This window comes from Aerococcus sanguinicola (assembly GCF_001543145.1).
Lineage (GTDB): Bacteria > Bacillota > Bacilli > Lactobacillales > Aerococcaceae > Aerococcus > Aerococcus sanguinicola.
Genome location: NZ_CP014160.1, coordinates 1,349,968 through 1,365,054, shown reverse-complemented (window position 1 = coordinate 1,365,054; position 15,087 = coordinate 1,349,968). Strand labels below are relative to the sequence as shown.

Below are 15,087 nucleotides of genomic sequence, written 5' to 3'. Positions count from 1 at the left end.
GGCTCTTTAAGAATCAAATTCAAAAAGCGAAACGTATGCTCAGCAAAATTTTGAAATAAATAACCCATATTTTCTTCCAGTTAAGCATATTAAAAGCCTGGGTGCAAGATTTTTCGCCAGCTTATAAGGGCTTATACGTGGTTCTAGGCTATGCTTATGATAGAATAGTCTTAACGATTATTTAAGAGATAGCCAGATTTCCTGGTAGTTGACCAATAGCTAGGTTAAGGAGTTGATTTCATGGCAGCACATTTTGGTTGGAGCCTCCGCATTTTGAGGCGTGTCGTCCGCCTCTTCCTGCCTAAGTATCAGTTTAATGGCGAAGATTTACCGAACCTTGATCAGCCGACCATCTTCGTTTCCCACCACGAGAACCTCAAGGGCCCCTTGCGTCTGATGATCTGGACGCCCGTTTTCATGCGGCCTTGGGTCTTCGCCAAACTGACCCAATTCAAAAGCTGTTACAAGCACTTCAGCTCCTACACCTTCTACAAACGTTTTGGCCTGCCCCAAGTCCTAGCCAAATGCGTGGCCTGGCCAGCCGCCTGGATCAGTGTCTTCTTCCTCAAGAGCGCCCGGTCCATCCCTGTCTACCGCCAAAGTAAGAAGATCCGCCTGACTTTCAGAGAATCCGTGGCCAGTCTCCAAGCTGGCCAGCCCATCGCGATCTTCCCCGACATCGACTATCAAAATAGCGACCAAAGCATCGGGGAACTCTATGAGGGTTTCCTAACCATCGACCAGCTCTACTTTAAAAAGTATGGTCAGCGTATCCAATTCATCCCTCTAGTCGCCAATAAGCACAAACAAGAATTTGAAATTGGCCGCCCCCTACGCTTCACTGGTCGGATGAAATTTCGCAAGGAGCGGGAATTGATGGCCCAGGCCCTCCAAGACGAACTCAACCGCCTGGCCGATCCTTCCCTTGAACAGCTTGAAGAAAACGAAAGCCAACTCTCCGTAAAATAGGAGTTGGCTTTTTTAGTTTCTAGATTTCTAAAGAAGAAGCCTGGAAGTGGTCGGGGAGGAAGAAGGCGCGGCGGTCGCTTGCTTGGGCGAGCTCCTTGAGACTCAGCTGGTAAGGCAAGGGATTGGTCCCGGAACGAACGGTTAGGGTCTGGCTCTGGCTGGCATAGACAGAACTATAGCGGGTAAAGGTTCCCTCGCTCCGAGCACCCGGTCGGATAAAACCACGGGGAAGGGTAAAGGCAGACAGGACGTCAAAGGCAGCTGCTTGTGCCTGGCCCTCTTCCTGGATTGGAGGCGTCATTGCCTTCAGATAATAGGCCTTAATAAAACGTGACTTGGGATCATAGCCCCCTGGTAGGTCCTTGGCAGCATTGAAAGCTCGCAAGTCATCCCCTGCTAGAGTCTTTTCTAAGGACTTAAAATGCTTATCAATATCGGGTGAGTTGGTCATCACCCCGTAAGGATTGAGAGTGGCAATTAAACGGCCGCGGTCAGGCTCTAGGACCAGGCAAGCCTGGCTGGCATCTGTGAACATATAATGGAAGTCGGGGCAGATGACCGCCTGTCCCTCACGATCATGGTTGGCTAGGCAGAGCTGATCCAGGTCATCAAGGATTTCCGCAAGGGAGGCATAGTTGGCCAGGGCATAAGTCAAGAAGTGATAGCTCGACAGGTTCTTCTTGCCCGGCTGGGGAGCTTTAGCGAAGCGCGCCTTGGGGCCGACAAATTCATTGGTGATACCGATGAGCCCCTGGTCATTGACGCCTTCTTTGAGAGGGTCCAAGTCCCTAAAGCCAATCCCCAAACGACGGTAAGGACCACAGTAAGTCCCTCCCTGGTAGAGGTCATCGGCGGCAGGATAGTCAGCTGGCTGGTAGATAATATTCCAAGGCACTGGCCCTTCCACATCCATAGTCCGGCCGACCACCACCCCTTGGTCATAAGTCATCTGAATCCCTGTACACATCATAAGCCCTCCCATCATTTTAGCTCTAAGCTATCATGAATCCCAGGTCGACTCAATCCATATGCTCATGCTTGGCTTGGTCAATGAAGCGGTAGAGGTCACTCTCCTTACGATAGATTAAGTAGCTGACAATCATCTGGATGCCCTGAACGATAAAGGCCAAAGCGAGGAGGTCAGGAAGATAAAGGCTAAAATCAGGGTGGCCGACGAGGAGTACGCCCAAAAGAATTCCCGCCAGAGATAAAAGGCTCCCCCAGATTGGAACCGGCGAATCTTCGTAGCGGAGGCGGAAGAATTGATAGGCACGAACCAAGCCCATCCCGAGCATCCAGCCCCCTAGGACATAGGGAAAGATTTGCTGGCTGCCCTGGCTATAGTCATAGATCCCCCAGATACAGGTCAAGATAGAAAAACAGCCTGTCAGTAGGTTGCCGTAGTGGAGGTGCTTGCGGCCTGCCTGATAGAAATGGCGAAGGTCCCAAATGCCTGATAGGGCCGTTCCTAAGAGAAAGGCTACAGCAAAGATATGCAGGTCCTTATCCGGTTCTAAAAAGAGAAAGACGCCCATCATTATTAAAACACAGCCAATCAAAACACTAGCCAAAGACTGGTCCCTATTGAGTCGGTTGAGCCGTAAGTAGACCTCAGCTGAAAGCGACAGGGGTTTGTGGCGGCTTTGGACTTGGTAGAGCCGGTCCTGGTGGAGGTCCTCCCAAATGAGTAACAAATCATTGATAGCCTTCACCATAAAGCGGCGTTCCTCGGGCTCTAACTTTCGAGCCTCTGAATAGAGGCGGTTGATAAAGGTGCGGAAGTGTTCCGAAATATCGGTGAGGCGGAGGACCCCCGTATTATAGAGTGCATCGAATAAAAGCGTCAGCAATAATTCAATTTCCTCTGGCCCGTGCCATTTCATCCAAATATTAAGGGTTTCTTGGCTCAGCTGACTGGTCACAGTGGTCGATTCTACCCGTTTAAACTGTTTGCCTTCGATCTCCCACAGTTGGATAAAATGTTGGAGGAGAGAGATTCCACCACTCTTAATAATCATTGGTGCAGTCGCTGTGTGGAGAATAATCCCAATCAAGGAATCTTCCGGCAGGTACTCATAGACCTTAGACTGAATCCGTCTAAAGCCTACTTGCTCAAAAGTTTCCTCGTAGAAACCAGGCGAGTCTAGGACATAGATTCCTTCAATCAATTCCTGGTCTGTAGCTGATTGTTGGATAGCCGCCGCCAAGGCTAGGTTGCCACCTTTGGAATGTCCGGCGATGATGACCTGATCTTGATCATCCTGGTCCAGAACTTCCGCCAAATAGCGGCCAGCTGCCTTTTGGGAGGGCATGGTCTTGCGGTAAGCCAGCATGAAATTCTCCTGCCAGCCGACGATATGATTATCCGTCCCACGAAAGATGACTAATTTCTTATAGCCCGGAAGCTCAACCATTAGAGCCGCAAACTGCACGCCCTTTTCTTGGTCTAAGAGACTTCGAAAGCCATAGAGGCGGACTTGGCGAAAGCGTTCGGTCTCCACCAAGGCGTCGAGGACGTCATGGCGCCCCTGACTAATATAGCTCCAGATATCTCGCACATTCGCCTGGTAGGTCTTAGCGACCCAAACTTGAACCTGGGCTAGGGTCACCCAGCTTTCGCCCGTCAGATCAGCTGGCACCAAGTCATCCATCTCTAAGTTAGACAATTCCGTTAGAGCTGCAATATCAACTTCATTGAGGGGCATGTCATCGAAAGTCTGGTCACTATAGGCCGCAATATAATCCACTAAACGCATTCAGACACCTCCTTAAAGCTTGGCTCTATTATAGCACGGGCCGGGCAAGACACGAGGCGCTCACACTCAGATACCATCAAAACTAAAATTTTTCTTTAACCCTTGCCTCTGAACTAAAAAAAAACATGCCAAGACAAGGCTCCAGATCTCGACTAGATATGGATTTGCCTCACTTGGCATGGTAATTATTTTTATTGGCTCTATGCTTTTTTGTTGGTGACTAGTAATTAGTAAACACTTTTTATACTAGTTACTTGTGAGCAGGAGTGGAGCTTTGAATTTGATCGTTAGCCATGAAACAGCAAGCGATGTGAATTAGGGATAGTCGGCGTAAGCCGTTACTAGCCCTTTGAAGCTCGCTAGGTGAGAGACCTTGGCTCGAACCGGTGCCATGGCTCTTTAACGATCAAATTCAAAAGCGAAACGGATGCTCGTCAGCACAATGTGGTAAAAAACTAGTTGTATTATGCTTTTTCAGCGCGCAATTCTTTAACAAAGTTTTCAATCTTATCCATCGCCCGTTCGAGCTCTTTAATGGAATAAGCATAGGAAATCCGTAAGAAGCCGTCGCCTGATTCACCGAAGGCAGAACCAGGAACCACTGCGACTTTCTCTCGATCCAAGAGTTCTAGGGCAAATTCTTCACTGGTCATGCCGAATTCGCGAATGTCTGGGAAGGTGTAGAAGGCCCCTTCTGGTACGAAGCAAGGTAGGCCTATTTCACGATAGCGACTCATAAGGAAGTTACGCCGTTCCAAGTAATCATCCCGCATATCGGCAACCTCATCATCGCACTCCTTGAGAGCGGTAATCCCCGCATATTGCGAAGTGGTTGGTGCTGCCATGATGGTGTATTGGTGGACCTTGAGCATCTGTTCCGTGATTTCTTTAGGAGCGCAGACATAGCCCAAGCGCCAACCCGTCATAGAGAAGGCCTTAGCAAAGCCATTGATATAAACAGTCCGCTCCTTCATACCCGGAATCGAGGCGATCGAGGTATAAGGCTCATCGGCATACCAAATCTCAGAATAGATTTCATCAGTAATGCAATAGAGATCGTGATCCTTAATCACTTGAGCCAGGGCTTCAATGTCCTCTCTTAAGCAGACCGCCCCAGTTGGGTTGTTCGGATAGTTTAAGATAATGGCCTTGGTCTTATCCGTAATGGCTGCTTCAAGTTGCTCGGCTTGCATAACGAACTTGTCCTCTGCCTTCAAGCGAACAGGCACAGGCACCCCACCAGCCAGTTGGACAGAAGGCAGATAGGAGACATAGCTAGGATCCATGACGATAACCTCGTCACCTGGATTAATCAGAACCCGGCAGGCCAAGTCAATGGCTTCACTCCCACCAATCGTGACGATCTGTTCCTCTTCTGGATCATAGTGGAGGCCGTAGTGGCGGTCAATGTATTTGGCAATTTCTTTGCGCAGTTCGATCAGACCTGCATTAGCCGTATAGAAGGTCCGACCTTGGCGCAGGCTCTTAATGGCCGCTTGGCGGACCGTCCAAGGCGTATCGAAGTCTGGCTCCCCAACACCTAGTGAAATGACCCCTAGCACTTCATTCGCGACATTGAAGAAGCGACGAATACCAGAAGGTGCCATATCAAGGACGGTTTGGTTGAGGCTTTTTGTCATTGAGAGATCACCAACCGTTCCCCATCTTTTAACTTACTCTCAAAGATGGTGCCATGGTCCTTGTAGCGGTTCATCACGATATGGGTCGCCGTACCGGAAACCTCATCGATTGAGGCCAACTTATTAACAAAGCGTGAAATTTGTTGCATAGGTGCCCGCTTGGTTAAGAGCATATAATCGTAGGCCCCGCTGGTTAAGTAGAGGGCTTCCACTTCCTTGAAGCGGTACATCATTTCCGCCACTTCTTCATAAGAGGCTCCCTTGTGTAAATTAACCGAAACTTCAATCATCGCTGAAACATAGTCACTTTCTGTGGCATCCCAGTTAATCATGGTCTTATAGCCAGAAATAATACCTAACTCTTCTAATTCCGCAATGGTAGCTGATACAGTTTCCACATCTTCTTCCAACGCATTGGCGAGTGCCTTATGAGAAATATGGGCATCGTCTTCAATGTAACGAAGAAGACGGTATTGCTTCTTGTGATCCATGTGCAGACTTCCTCCTTTATGGTATGATAGACTTACAATTTGGATGGTCATTTGGGCCATCTCTTATTGGATACCTACATTTTACCACACTTTGATCCGGCTTTTACTCGAATCAAGTTGGAATATGCTCTGGAGGAGAAAATTTATGAAAAAACGAAACTTTTTGGCCCTGCTGGCTCTCCTAGCCCTCTGCCTCTTTGGCTGCAAGCAGGAAAGCGAAGCGGAAACGGACCAACCCTATGCTAAGAACGAGGCCCAAACGGAAAGGCAAGCCCCTAAATACTATATCGACCCCGCCACTTATAGCGTGCGGCCGATCGGTGATGCTAATCCTAATGTCGTCCTCTTGACCTTTGACGATGTGCCCCGCCCCCTTCCGACCAGTAATGCACCGACCATTGCTAAGCACTTGGAAGATGCCGGCGTCAAAGGTCTCTTCTTCGCTAACGGCATGTACCTGGAAGATCAGGAAGGCCGGGACGCAATTAAAGCGATTGCTGACAAGGGCCATGTGATCGGTAACCATACCCAAACCCATGCTAACCTCAACGACCTGACGGCAGAACAGACCCGTGAAGAGATCCAAGCGACCAACGAGGCTGTTGAAGGGGTCACCGGGGACAAAGTTTACTTCTTCCGTCCACCTTTTGGATCCACTAACGCAGCTTTAGACGGCCTTATGGAAGAATTCGGCATGCTAGCGATGAACTGGTCCTTTGGCTATGACTGGGTGGCCGACTACCAGGACGCTGAGGCCCTCACCAAGCAAACCTTAGAATCAGAATTCTTACAGCCGGGCGCTAATATCCTCATGCACGATACCCAATGGACAGCTGAAGCCCTGCCTGCTATCATTCAGGGTTTGAAGGACCAAGGCTATCAAATCGTTGACCCTAATGAGATTGCCCGTCCAGAAGAGATGAAGGACTTAGGCCTTTAGACTTTTTTAGGAAGAATTTAAGCAAAAGCTAAAAGCCCCCACCGCTAAACGTGCTATAATGTAGTCAAAATTGTGAAAGTAGGTTATACAAATGAAAGCATTATTGAAGAAAGTGGCCCTCGGCGCCAGCCTGGCTGTGCTTAGCTTGAACTTGGTGCCCACTGTACTTGCTGATAAGATCCAAATCAATCCCATGTTTACCTATGGAGAGAGCTTAAACCAGAGCCAATACCAAGAAACTAAGCAGGCCCTGGGTGTCCAAGATGGGGCTAAAGAAATTCAAGTGAATATTAATGAATTGAACGGTCTCCTACAAGACAACTACCCTTATCGCCAGGTTTACTCTTCGGCTTATATCACTCCAGCCAAGAACAATGGGGATGTTACCGTCGAAATTGTCACCCCAAAAACCATTACGGCCATTACTCCACTCCAGTATGAGAATGCGGCCCTAACAGCCGGAGCCGTTGATGTGGACATTAAGGTCGCTTCTGCTGTTCCCGTTGATGGTTCAGGTGCCCTAGCTGGTGTTTACAAGGCCTTCCAGGACGCTGGTTACCAATTAAACGACCAAGCTGTCAGCGTCGCCCAAGATGAGTTAACCACCACTTCCAAGATCAACGAAGAAAACCAAGGCAAGGAAGGCTTCTCTGACGAGGCTATGAATGCTGCCATTGCCGAAATCAAAACCGAGATCCAAAAGGCTAAAGATGAAAACAATGGCCAAATTGACAGCCAACAAATCCAAGTGATCGTCAACAACATTATCAACAACTATAATTTGAATGAGGTCATTTCGGAAGAGAATAAGCAGTCCATCATTAACCTGATGCAACAATTTAGCCAGATTGAACTGACCCAGGAACAAAAGGATGCCATTAATCAATTTGGCCAGGACCTCTTGAAGAACGGGGACCAAATTATCCAAAATGCCAAGTCTGCTTGGGATAATGCGGATAAGGAACAATTAGCCCAGGATGCTCAAAGTATCTGGGACCAGATTGTTGCCTTTGTTAAGAGCTTCTTCTCTAATTCGGAAGAAGCCCCAGCAAGTGCTGACCAACAAAATTAATCAAACACTAAAAGCTCGTTTCTCTTTTTGAGAGGCGAGCTTTTCTTGTAATGAGCTTTATTTATGGTAAGGCTGGTGGTTTTGGATGCGGAAGCTGCGGTAAATTTGTTCCACCAAGACCAAGCGCATGAGTTGGTGGGGGAGGGTTAAACGGCCGAAGCTGAGGTTTAAATCGGCCCGACGACGGACGGCTTGGCTAGTCCCAACTGAGCCTCCAATCACATAGACAAAGCTGCTCTTGCCATGGGTCATGGCATTCTGTAATTTCTTTGCCAAGCCTTCTGAATCCAATAAGTCGCCGTCGAGAGCCAGGTGGACCACATAGTCATCGGCTTTGATCTTAGCTAGGATGCGCTCTCCTTCCTTATCGCGGACTAGGTCGAGCTCTGCCTCCGAGCCTTCTTCCGGAGTCGCTTCATCCTTAACTTCGATCACTTCGAACTTACAATAAGCTTGGAGACGTTTGGCATATTCCGCAATCCCCTGCTTGAGGTATTTTTCCTTTAATTTACCAACAACAATCAATTTTACTTGCATGCTAATCCATCCATTCTATGCAAAATCAGTCAGTGAATAGGTCATTTTTATCTTTTAGCTAAACTTTACTTTATTTTTCTGTCTAAAGCCGCTAATATAATATCATTTCCGCCAAGCTTTTGGCTATTCTCAATGCTTAAAAGGAGTAACATATCTTATGCTTCAATTCTTAAATAAGCTCGGCAGTTCGCAAAAAATTGCTTTGAGCTTCTTAGTGGTGATCCTTATTGGTTCGGTCTTGTTGAGCCTGCCGATCTGCCAAACAGCGAGTTCCCAAGCGACTTATTGGGACAACCTCTTTATTTCGGTTTCAGCCGTTTGTGTAACGGGACTCTGGACCCAATCCATCCATGATTCCTACAATCTACTCGGACAAATCGTCATGATGGGTCTCATTCAAACAGGGGGACTGGGGCTCATGACCCTCATCAGTATCGTCTACCACCGCCTCGGCCAACGCTTAGACATCCGCAACCAGATGGCGACGGGTGATGCCCTCAACCACTCGGAACTGGATGATCTTTCCACCTTCCTGAGTCGGATTCTCAAGTACAGCCTCGTCATCGAAGGCATCGGAGCTCTTTTGCTCACGACCTTCTTCGTTCCCCGCTTTGGCCTAGCTAGGGGGCTCTTCCACAGTCTCTTCACAGCTGTTTCGGCCTTCTGTAATGCTGGCTTCGACCTGATGGGGAATAACAGCCTGCTCGACTATCAAACCGCCCCCATCTTGAATCTGACCATTATGGCTCTAATCATCCTAGGTGGCATCGGCTTTAGCGTCTGGTTCGATATCAGCCAACAGTTCCGACGCTTCTACCATGAGAAGAAGCGCATTAAGTTCTCCTACTTCATCAAGCACCTCCGTCCCCACACGAAATTAGTGCTGGGCCTGACTGTCCTCCTGATCGTCCTTGGCACCCTCCTCTTCCTTCTGGTTGAGTGGTCCAATCCTAATACCCTGGGCCCCTTAAATCCCTTGGACAAGCTCTTAGTTTCCTGCTTTCAAACGGTAACCATGCGGACGGCGGGCTTCGCTAGCGTAGACTACAGCCAAACCCATCCGGTCAGCTTGCTTATCTTTGTCCTGACCATGTTTATCGGGGGTGGTGCTGGCGGGACAGCTGGTGGTTTGAAGGTCACTACCTTCGCCTTAACCCTCATGCTCGCTTTGAAAGAAATTCGCCAGTCTAAGTATGCTAGCTTCGACCACCATACCATTCCAGATTCGACTGTGCGCAAGGCCTTTGCCATTGCCTTAATGTATGCGGCCCTCCTCTTTACAGGAAGCGCCTTACTCTTAACTTTTGACCCCCAAGTGCCCTATCTCCACCTGCTTTTTGAAGCCATTTCGGCCCTAGCGACAGTCGGGGTCTCCTGTAACCTGACCCCCAGTCTGTCCATGGCCAGCCAGGGCACCCTCATGCTCTTAATGTATATCGGACGAATTGGCCCGATGACCCTCTTCTTAGTCTTACTAGGACGCAAACGTCAGAAAATAGATATTCAGTACGCAAAAACCAATATTATTATAGGATAGGTGAATAGAATGAGTAAAAAAAATCGTGTTGTCGGCATCCTAGGCCTGGGTCTTTTCGGCTCAGCCCTTGCCAAGTCTCTCTCCCACAATGGCATTGATATTATTGCCTGTGACCGAGATGAAAAAATTGTTAATGCCCTGGAAAATGACCTGGCCATCGCTTCAATTGGCGACTTTACCGACTTAGACTTTATGCGCGAAAGCGGCTTTGGCAATTGCGATGTGATTGTCATTGCCACAGGGAGCGATTTAGAATCCTGTGTTCTCGGTGTGATCAACGCCCGTGAACTCGGCATTGAAACCATCATCTGTAAGGCCAAAAACCAATCCGCCGCTAAGGTCCTCGATGCCCTGAAGGTCAACCGGGTGGTCCTTCCTGAGATTGAATCCGGCGAGCATATCGCCGATGTCTTGAGCCGCAATTCCCTAGAAGACATGGTCAAGCTCGACAGCGAAACAGCCATTGTTGAATTCCGAGTCCCACAAAAGTGGTTGGGACATACGGTCGATGAGCTCGACCTCCGCCGCCACTATGATATCAATATCATCGGTTTGCGTAAACAGGTCAAAGAAACCCTGAATACCAAGTTCGATCCTGATTACCACTTCGGTCCCGATGACTTAGTCGTCGCTGTCGTCAATCGCGACCGCTTCGAACAAATCGACTACTTAGAGAAGCTTTAAAAACTTTTCTTGACTATCCTCTACACCTGCAGTCTCTGCTTAAGCAGTTCCTGCAGGTGTTTTTGTTTTTATTATAACAGTTCCTTGGAGCAGACCAACTTATCAACAAGCTTATCAACAATTCCACAAGGCAAAAGCCTAATTTCTCCCCATTCTGAATCATCCTAGCCTCTTTAGCTGTTATATTTTCATTTTTTCTACACAATACAATTCACAAGTATATCCCCATAATGGAGGGTTTTCCACTGTTTTTGACCTGTTTATACACAGGTCTGTGTATAACTTTCCCACATCTTTATACACAAGTCCCCAATTTAGGACAGAAAAAAAGAGGCTGGGACAAAAGTTCCGGCCTCTTTTTAAAAAGCGAACATTTTTCAAAAACGTGTTCCAAAAGTCAGGGCTGACATCCACTTCACGAACTATGTCCAATCGTTTACCAACGATTTCCCTTAGTTCGTTCCAGTGGTTCAGGCCTGATCGACTTTTGTCACACTCTCTTAATCATTAACTTGGTGTTTCATTGGAGGACTGGGCTTCGAGTTGAACTTTAACTTCCACTGGCCGGCCTTCGCGGTAGACTTCTACAGTTACTGTAGCGGTTGGATCCGTGCTGTAAAGTTTTTGACGGAGTTCGACCGTAGAATTAACCGCTTCGCCATTGAATTTAGTAATCACATCATAAGGCTTGAGCCCTGCCTTGGAAGCTGGTGTGTTGGAAATAACATCCATAATCACCACACCGTTTTCAACTTCTTTTGGTAGCTTGAGCAAGTTTTCTTGTTGGTCTAACGGGATTCGACGCAGGTCGGTCATTTGTACCCCAAATTTAGGGCGAATGACTTTCCCGTTTTCTTCTAACTGGGCGATAATTTTTTGGACTTCATGGCTTGGAATAGCGAAGCCCATGCCTTCAACATTGGCAGTAGAGATCTTCATGGAATTGATCCCGATAAGTTGGCCAGCTGAATTAACTAGGGCCCCACCCGAGTTCCCAGGATTGATGGCGGCATCCGTCTGAATGGCATTGACCTGCCAATCGGCACTCCCATCTTGGTCCAAGTCCACAGGTACCTGGCGGTCAAGACCTGAAATAATACCGTAAGTCACCGTTGAAGCAAAATCTGAGCCGAGTGGAGAACCGATGGCAATGGCTGGTTCCCCTACCGATAAGGCGCGTGAATCGCCAAATTGTGCGACTGTATGCGCATATTCAGCTGGAATCGACAAGACAGCTAAGTCGGTAAACTTATCGGCCCCGACTAATTTAGCTGGAACTTGCTCGCCTTCACTGGTAATAATTTCAATCGCATCCTGGCCATCGATGACATGGTTATTGGTCACGATATAAGCCCGATCGCCTTCCACTTTATAGATGACCCCTGAGCCCTCAGAGGCTGTCGTATACTGTTCTTCGGGGGTTTGGGCGGATTGGCTACCTGGATTCTTAAAACCAAAAAGATCATAAAGTTCACTATTTGAAGTGTCTGCCAGGTTAACGACAGAAACAACAGAACCTTTGACCTTGTCGACGATAGCGGAAACATCGGTCGTTATATTGACTGACGCTTCTTCTTGGGTCCCACTTGCTTTACTGGCTTGTCCCTGATCTTTCTTGGCTAATTCCTTATGAACAATCTCTTCTACCTCGTCCTGTGAAGTCACTTGGTTGAAAGCGCCACTCGCATAGCCGACACCTCCGACTAAGCTTGCGCCAATTAAGCCTCCCACGATAGCTGGTGTCCATATTTTCTTGAGTGATGATTTATTTTGATTTTCCTCAGGCATTTAGCTACCCCCCTAACTCTCATTTTTTGCTTTATTTTAGGTGATAATTATGAAATCTTTGTGAAATTTATTATGGCTATTTTATAAAGTCAATAGGTCGCTTGCCTCATCGGGATGGGTATTGTGGATGTGAAACTGGTCATTGACCCCCAAATCATGGTCTCTTAGAACAGAAGTCACTGTCTGCATGGCCAGCTCGGGTAAGTTATTGTCCTTGGAAAGATGGCCTAGGTAAACATGCTGGGTCTTATCTCCAATCATTTCTGACAAGGCTTCAGCTCCTGCTTCATTGGACAAGTGCCCACTATCGCTTAAGATCCGCTGTTTCAAATGCCAAGGATAGCGTCCCATCCTCAACATATCAGTATCGTGGTTACTCTCCATCAGATAAGCATCGCAATTCCGCAAGAAGCCGCGTTGGCGGTCGCTGACATAGCCAAGGTCAGTCATCATCGCAAATTGCTTATTGTCCTTCTGGAAGGCATAGAATTGGGCCTGGGCCGCATCATGACTCACCCCAAAGCTCGCCACATCCAAATCTCCGAAAGTTAAAAGCTCCCCTGGCTCCATCACGAAGCGCTGCTCGAGAGGAATCTTCCCACACTTGTCGCCAATGGCTAGCCAGGTCTCTTCATTCGCATAGATTGCCAGCTTATAGCGGCGGGCTAAGACCCCTAGGCCCTTGATATGGTCACTATGCTCATGGGTCACAAAGATCGCATCTATATTATGCATGGACCGACCGATACTGGCCATTAATTGTTCAATCTTCTTCCCGCTCAGACCAGCATCAACGAGAATTTCACGCTGGGGAGTCTGGACATAGGTCACATTCCCGGAGCTGCCACTGGCTAACATCGAAATCCGCATTGAAAAATCTTCTGAACTCATCATAACATCCCTTCTCAGTGATAATGACTAAGTAAGCCCTATAAAAAAGTCAGGGCAGACGTCAGTTTTAAGGAGTGCTTATGGTCCTGCCCTCCTCCACTCGGTCTCCCCTGAATGGTTCTCGCTTTTATTTCCAAATCATATCACTTAATTTTTTATCGTACAGGACGTCCGGCCAGTTCTGAAGCTGGCGCGGTAAACGTCCGCTAGCTACTAGTTTATTATAGTACAAAGCATTGGTCCCTGTAAACCAAGAGAGCAAGTAAAGCTGGCTTAGCTCTCTTTCGGATCGATTGATCTCTTGGTCAGTCCATTCCTTCTTGGTCAAATAATGGACTAATTTTTTGATGGCGCGCCGTTTAAAGAGAGCCTGGGATGTATAGATCGGCAAAGCGCGTCGGTAGAAAACCAGGGCCAAAAGCAGACAAAGGCCGTAGACGATGAGGGCCCCATAAGAGGTATCCATCTCTAGCATCAAGAGCAGGGCAGCTAGTGTTGCTGCCATAGCTAAGATTAAATAGCCCACAAGCAGGAGCCGGTACCACTTATTGCGGCCAGAGACGGGAAAAGACTCGGTTTTTACCCTCTTAAAGGCTTTAGCCTGGGCTTTGGCTAAGGAGCCTTTAAGAGACCTATCAGCTAATAAGTCGGAAACATAGAAGCTTTGCCCCTCTCCTAACTTTTGCCCTGCAGTCAACAAGGCCTGGTCCTGGCCCCTGGCGGCCTGATCAGCTTGGCGAACGACCAATAAGTCCACTTTTTTCTTGCCTGCTGGAGCTTGGGCCACTAGATCTATCAAGCCATCCTGGTACAAGCTAAAGAGGCTGCCATAAAAGCGCTCCTTAGCCCTTGCTTTAGAGTTCAAAGCCAAGACTTGGTAGGGATGGACTTGGTCTAAGGCTAAATGGCTGGCCGGTGCTGTTTGGGCTAAACGGTGCTTATCCCGGCCTAGGAAATAAGCTAGAATAATTAAGAGGATTGCCAAGAGAGCTGCCATACCCCAAATAAAGGCCGATTGGCGTCTGAGCTTGCTGGCTCTTTGCGCGGCTTCTTGGTCCATCTCTTGAACGATGGACTGGCCCTTGCTTTCAGGGCCTACTGTCGGATTGTTGGCCAAGACTTGAGAAGGAATATAGGCTTCCAGAAGAATGCTTTCGCCTGCTCCCTTATCCCGGACTTGGATCTCTAACTCCTGGTCATTGACCCAGCGCCAGTGGGTCTTCTGCTGGGGAGTCGTTAAGATCTGAGCATCCTGGGCCTTGACGGGCTTAGGAAATTTCAAGCGGATGCGGGCTTCGTCCACAGTCCCAGGCGCTGATAGGAGGGGTAAGCTCAAGATCGCATAGTTGCCATAGTTCGTCCAAGTTCGGTTGATGGTGGACTGGTAGCGAGCAATCTGCTGACTGTCGCTCATCTTGTTGAAAACATTGACCTGGAGCATGCTATCATCCTGTTGGGCAAAGAAGGTGCCAACTTCGTGAGAATCGCTCAAGGCAAAGGGAAAGGCGGACTTGGCATCGGCACTCCGCATGTCAATCTTCAAACTCTCCACTTCCCCCACATCGCCTAGGGCAATTTGGTGGCGGAGCTGGTCCACTTGACCTTGGATATCATAAGTGATTACTTCATTTTGTTTAATCACGCCATGTTCATCCGTTGCCAGTTCGACTTGATAATCTGTAATCTTCAGCTCCTTAGCTTGAACGGGGCCAGCCAGGAAGAGCCCTAGCCATAAAACTAAGATGCTAAAGCCTATTTTGAGATAAGTTTTGATCATGGCTG

The 15,087-nt window shown here is 48.1% G+C and carries 13 protein-coding genes; 5 read left to right on the top strand and 8 right to left on the bottom strand.

All coding sequences use genetic code 11. The annotated features are described in order from the left end of the window. Positions 1-240: 240 nt before the first annotated feature. Positions 241-969, top strand: a complete 729-nt coding sequence (locus AWM72_RS06050) for a lysophospholipid acyltransferase family protein (protein ID WP_067974841.1) — start codon at positions 241-243, stop codon at positions 967-969. 19 nt (positions 970-988) lie between these two features. Here the strand turns inward: AWM72_RS06050 and AWM72_RS06045 are convergent, their stop codons facing one another. The 4 genes from AWM72_RS06045 to AWM72_RS06030 form a co-directional block, all read right to left on the bottom strand. Continuing rightward, entirely contained in the window at positions 989-1,936 is a 948-nt protein-coding gene (locus AWM72_RS06045) for a linear amide C-N hydrolase (protein WP_067974838.1), read from the bottom strand. A gap of 52 nt (positions 1,937-1,988) precedes the next feature. Further along, positions 1,989-3,725 (bottom strand): Mbeg1-like protein, encoded by a 1,737-nt coding sequence (locus AWM72_RS06040; RefSeq protein WP_067974835.1) that lies wholly within the window; start codon positions 3,723-3,725, stop codon positions 1,989-1,991. Positions 3,726-4,189: 464 nt separating this feature from the next. Beyond that, the gene (locus AWM72_RS06035) at positions 4,190-5,365 is read right to left on the bottom strand and encodes an aminotransferase class I/II-fold pyridoxal phosphate-dependent enzyme (RefSeq protein WP_067974831.1); all 1,176 of its coding nucleotides are present in this window, start codon (positions 5,363-5,365) and stop codon (positions 4,190-4,192) included. Continuing rightward, the gene (locus AWM72_RS06030) at positions 5,362-5,856 is read right to left on the bottom strand and encodes an Lrp/AsnC family transcriptional regulator (RefSeq protein ID WP_067974828.1); all 495 of its coding nucleotides are present in this window, start codon (positions 5,854-5,856) and stop codon (positions 5,362-5,364) included. Before AWM72_RS06030 ends, AWM72_RS06035 begins: the two co-directional genes overlap by 4 nt. Before the next feature lie 145 nt (positions 5,857-6,001). Here AWM72_RS06030 and AWM72_RS06025 point away from each other — a divergent pair, with 145 nt between their 5' ends. Together AWM72_RS06025 and AWM72_RS06020 are read left to right on the top strand one after the other, a co-directional pair. After that, a complete protein-coding gene (locus tag AWM72_RS06025) occupies positions 6,002-6,796 on the top strand; it encodes a polysaccharide deacetylase family protein (RefSeq protein ID WP_067974825.1) in 795 nt (264 codons plus the stop codon). 91 nt (positions 6,797-6,887) lie between these two features. Further along, entirely contained in the window at positions 6,888-7,868 is a 981-nt protein-coding gene (locus AWM72_RS06020; protein ID WP_067974821.1) for a DUF1002 domain-containing protein, read from the top strand. Between the two features lie 57 nt (positions 7,869-7,925). Here AWM72_RS06020 and rlmH read toward each other — a convergent pair whose 3' ends face one another. Next, positions 7,926-8,405 (bottom strand): 23S rRNA (pseudouridine(1915)-N(3))-methyltransferase RlmH, encoded by a 480-nt coding sequence (rlmH, locus tag AWM72_RS06015; protein ID WP_067974818.1) that lies wholly within the window; start codon positions 8,403-8,405, stop codon positions 7,926-7,928. A gap of 157 nt (positions 8,406-8,562) precedes the next feature. On the opposite strand from rlmH, the gene AWM72_RS06010 reads away from it, so the two are divergent. Next, positions 8,563-9,942 carry a TrkH family potassium uptake protein gene (locus tag AWM72_RS06010; RefSeq protein WP_083272423.1) on the top strand — a complete coding sequence of 460 codons (1,380 nt, stop codon included), beginning with the start codon at positions 8,563-8,565 and terminating at the stop codon, positions 9,940-9,942. A gap of 9 nt (positions 9,943-9,951) precedes the next feature. After that, positions 9,952-10,626 (top strand): potassium channel family protein, encoded by a 675-nt coding sequence (locus tag AWM72_RS06005; protein ID WP_067974816.1) that lies wholly within the window; start codon positions 9,952-9,954, stop codon positions 10,624-10,626. 507 nt (positions 10,627-11,133) lie between these two features. Here the strand turns inward: AWM72_RS06005 and AWM72_RS06000 are convergent. From AWM72_RS06000 to AWM72_RS05990, 3 genes are all read right to left on the bottom strand, one after another. Continuing rightward, positions 11,134-12,414, bottom strand: a complete 1,281-nt coding sequence (locus AWM72_RS06000; RefSeq protein WP_067974810.1) for a S1C family serine protease — start codon at positions 12,412-12,414, stop codon at positions 11,134-11,136. 81 nt (positions 12,415-12,495) lie between these two features. Beyond that, positions 12,496-13,305, bottom strand: a complete 810-nt coding sequence (locus tag AWM72_RS05995; RefSeq protein WP_372595698.1) for an MBL fold metallo-hydrolase — start codon at positions 13,303-13,305, stop codon at positions 12,496-12,498. A gap of 127 nt (positions 13,306-13,432) precedes the next feature. Beyond that, positions 13,433-15,082: a DUF2207 family protein gene (locus AWM72_RS05990; RefSeq protein ID WP_067974804.1), complete on the bottom strand. Its 1,650-nt coding sequence runs from the start codon at positions 15,080-15,082 to the stop codon at positions 13,433-13,435. Between the last annotated feature and the right edge of the window lie 5 nt (positions 15,083-15,087).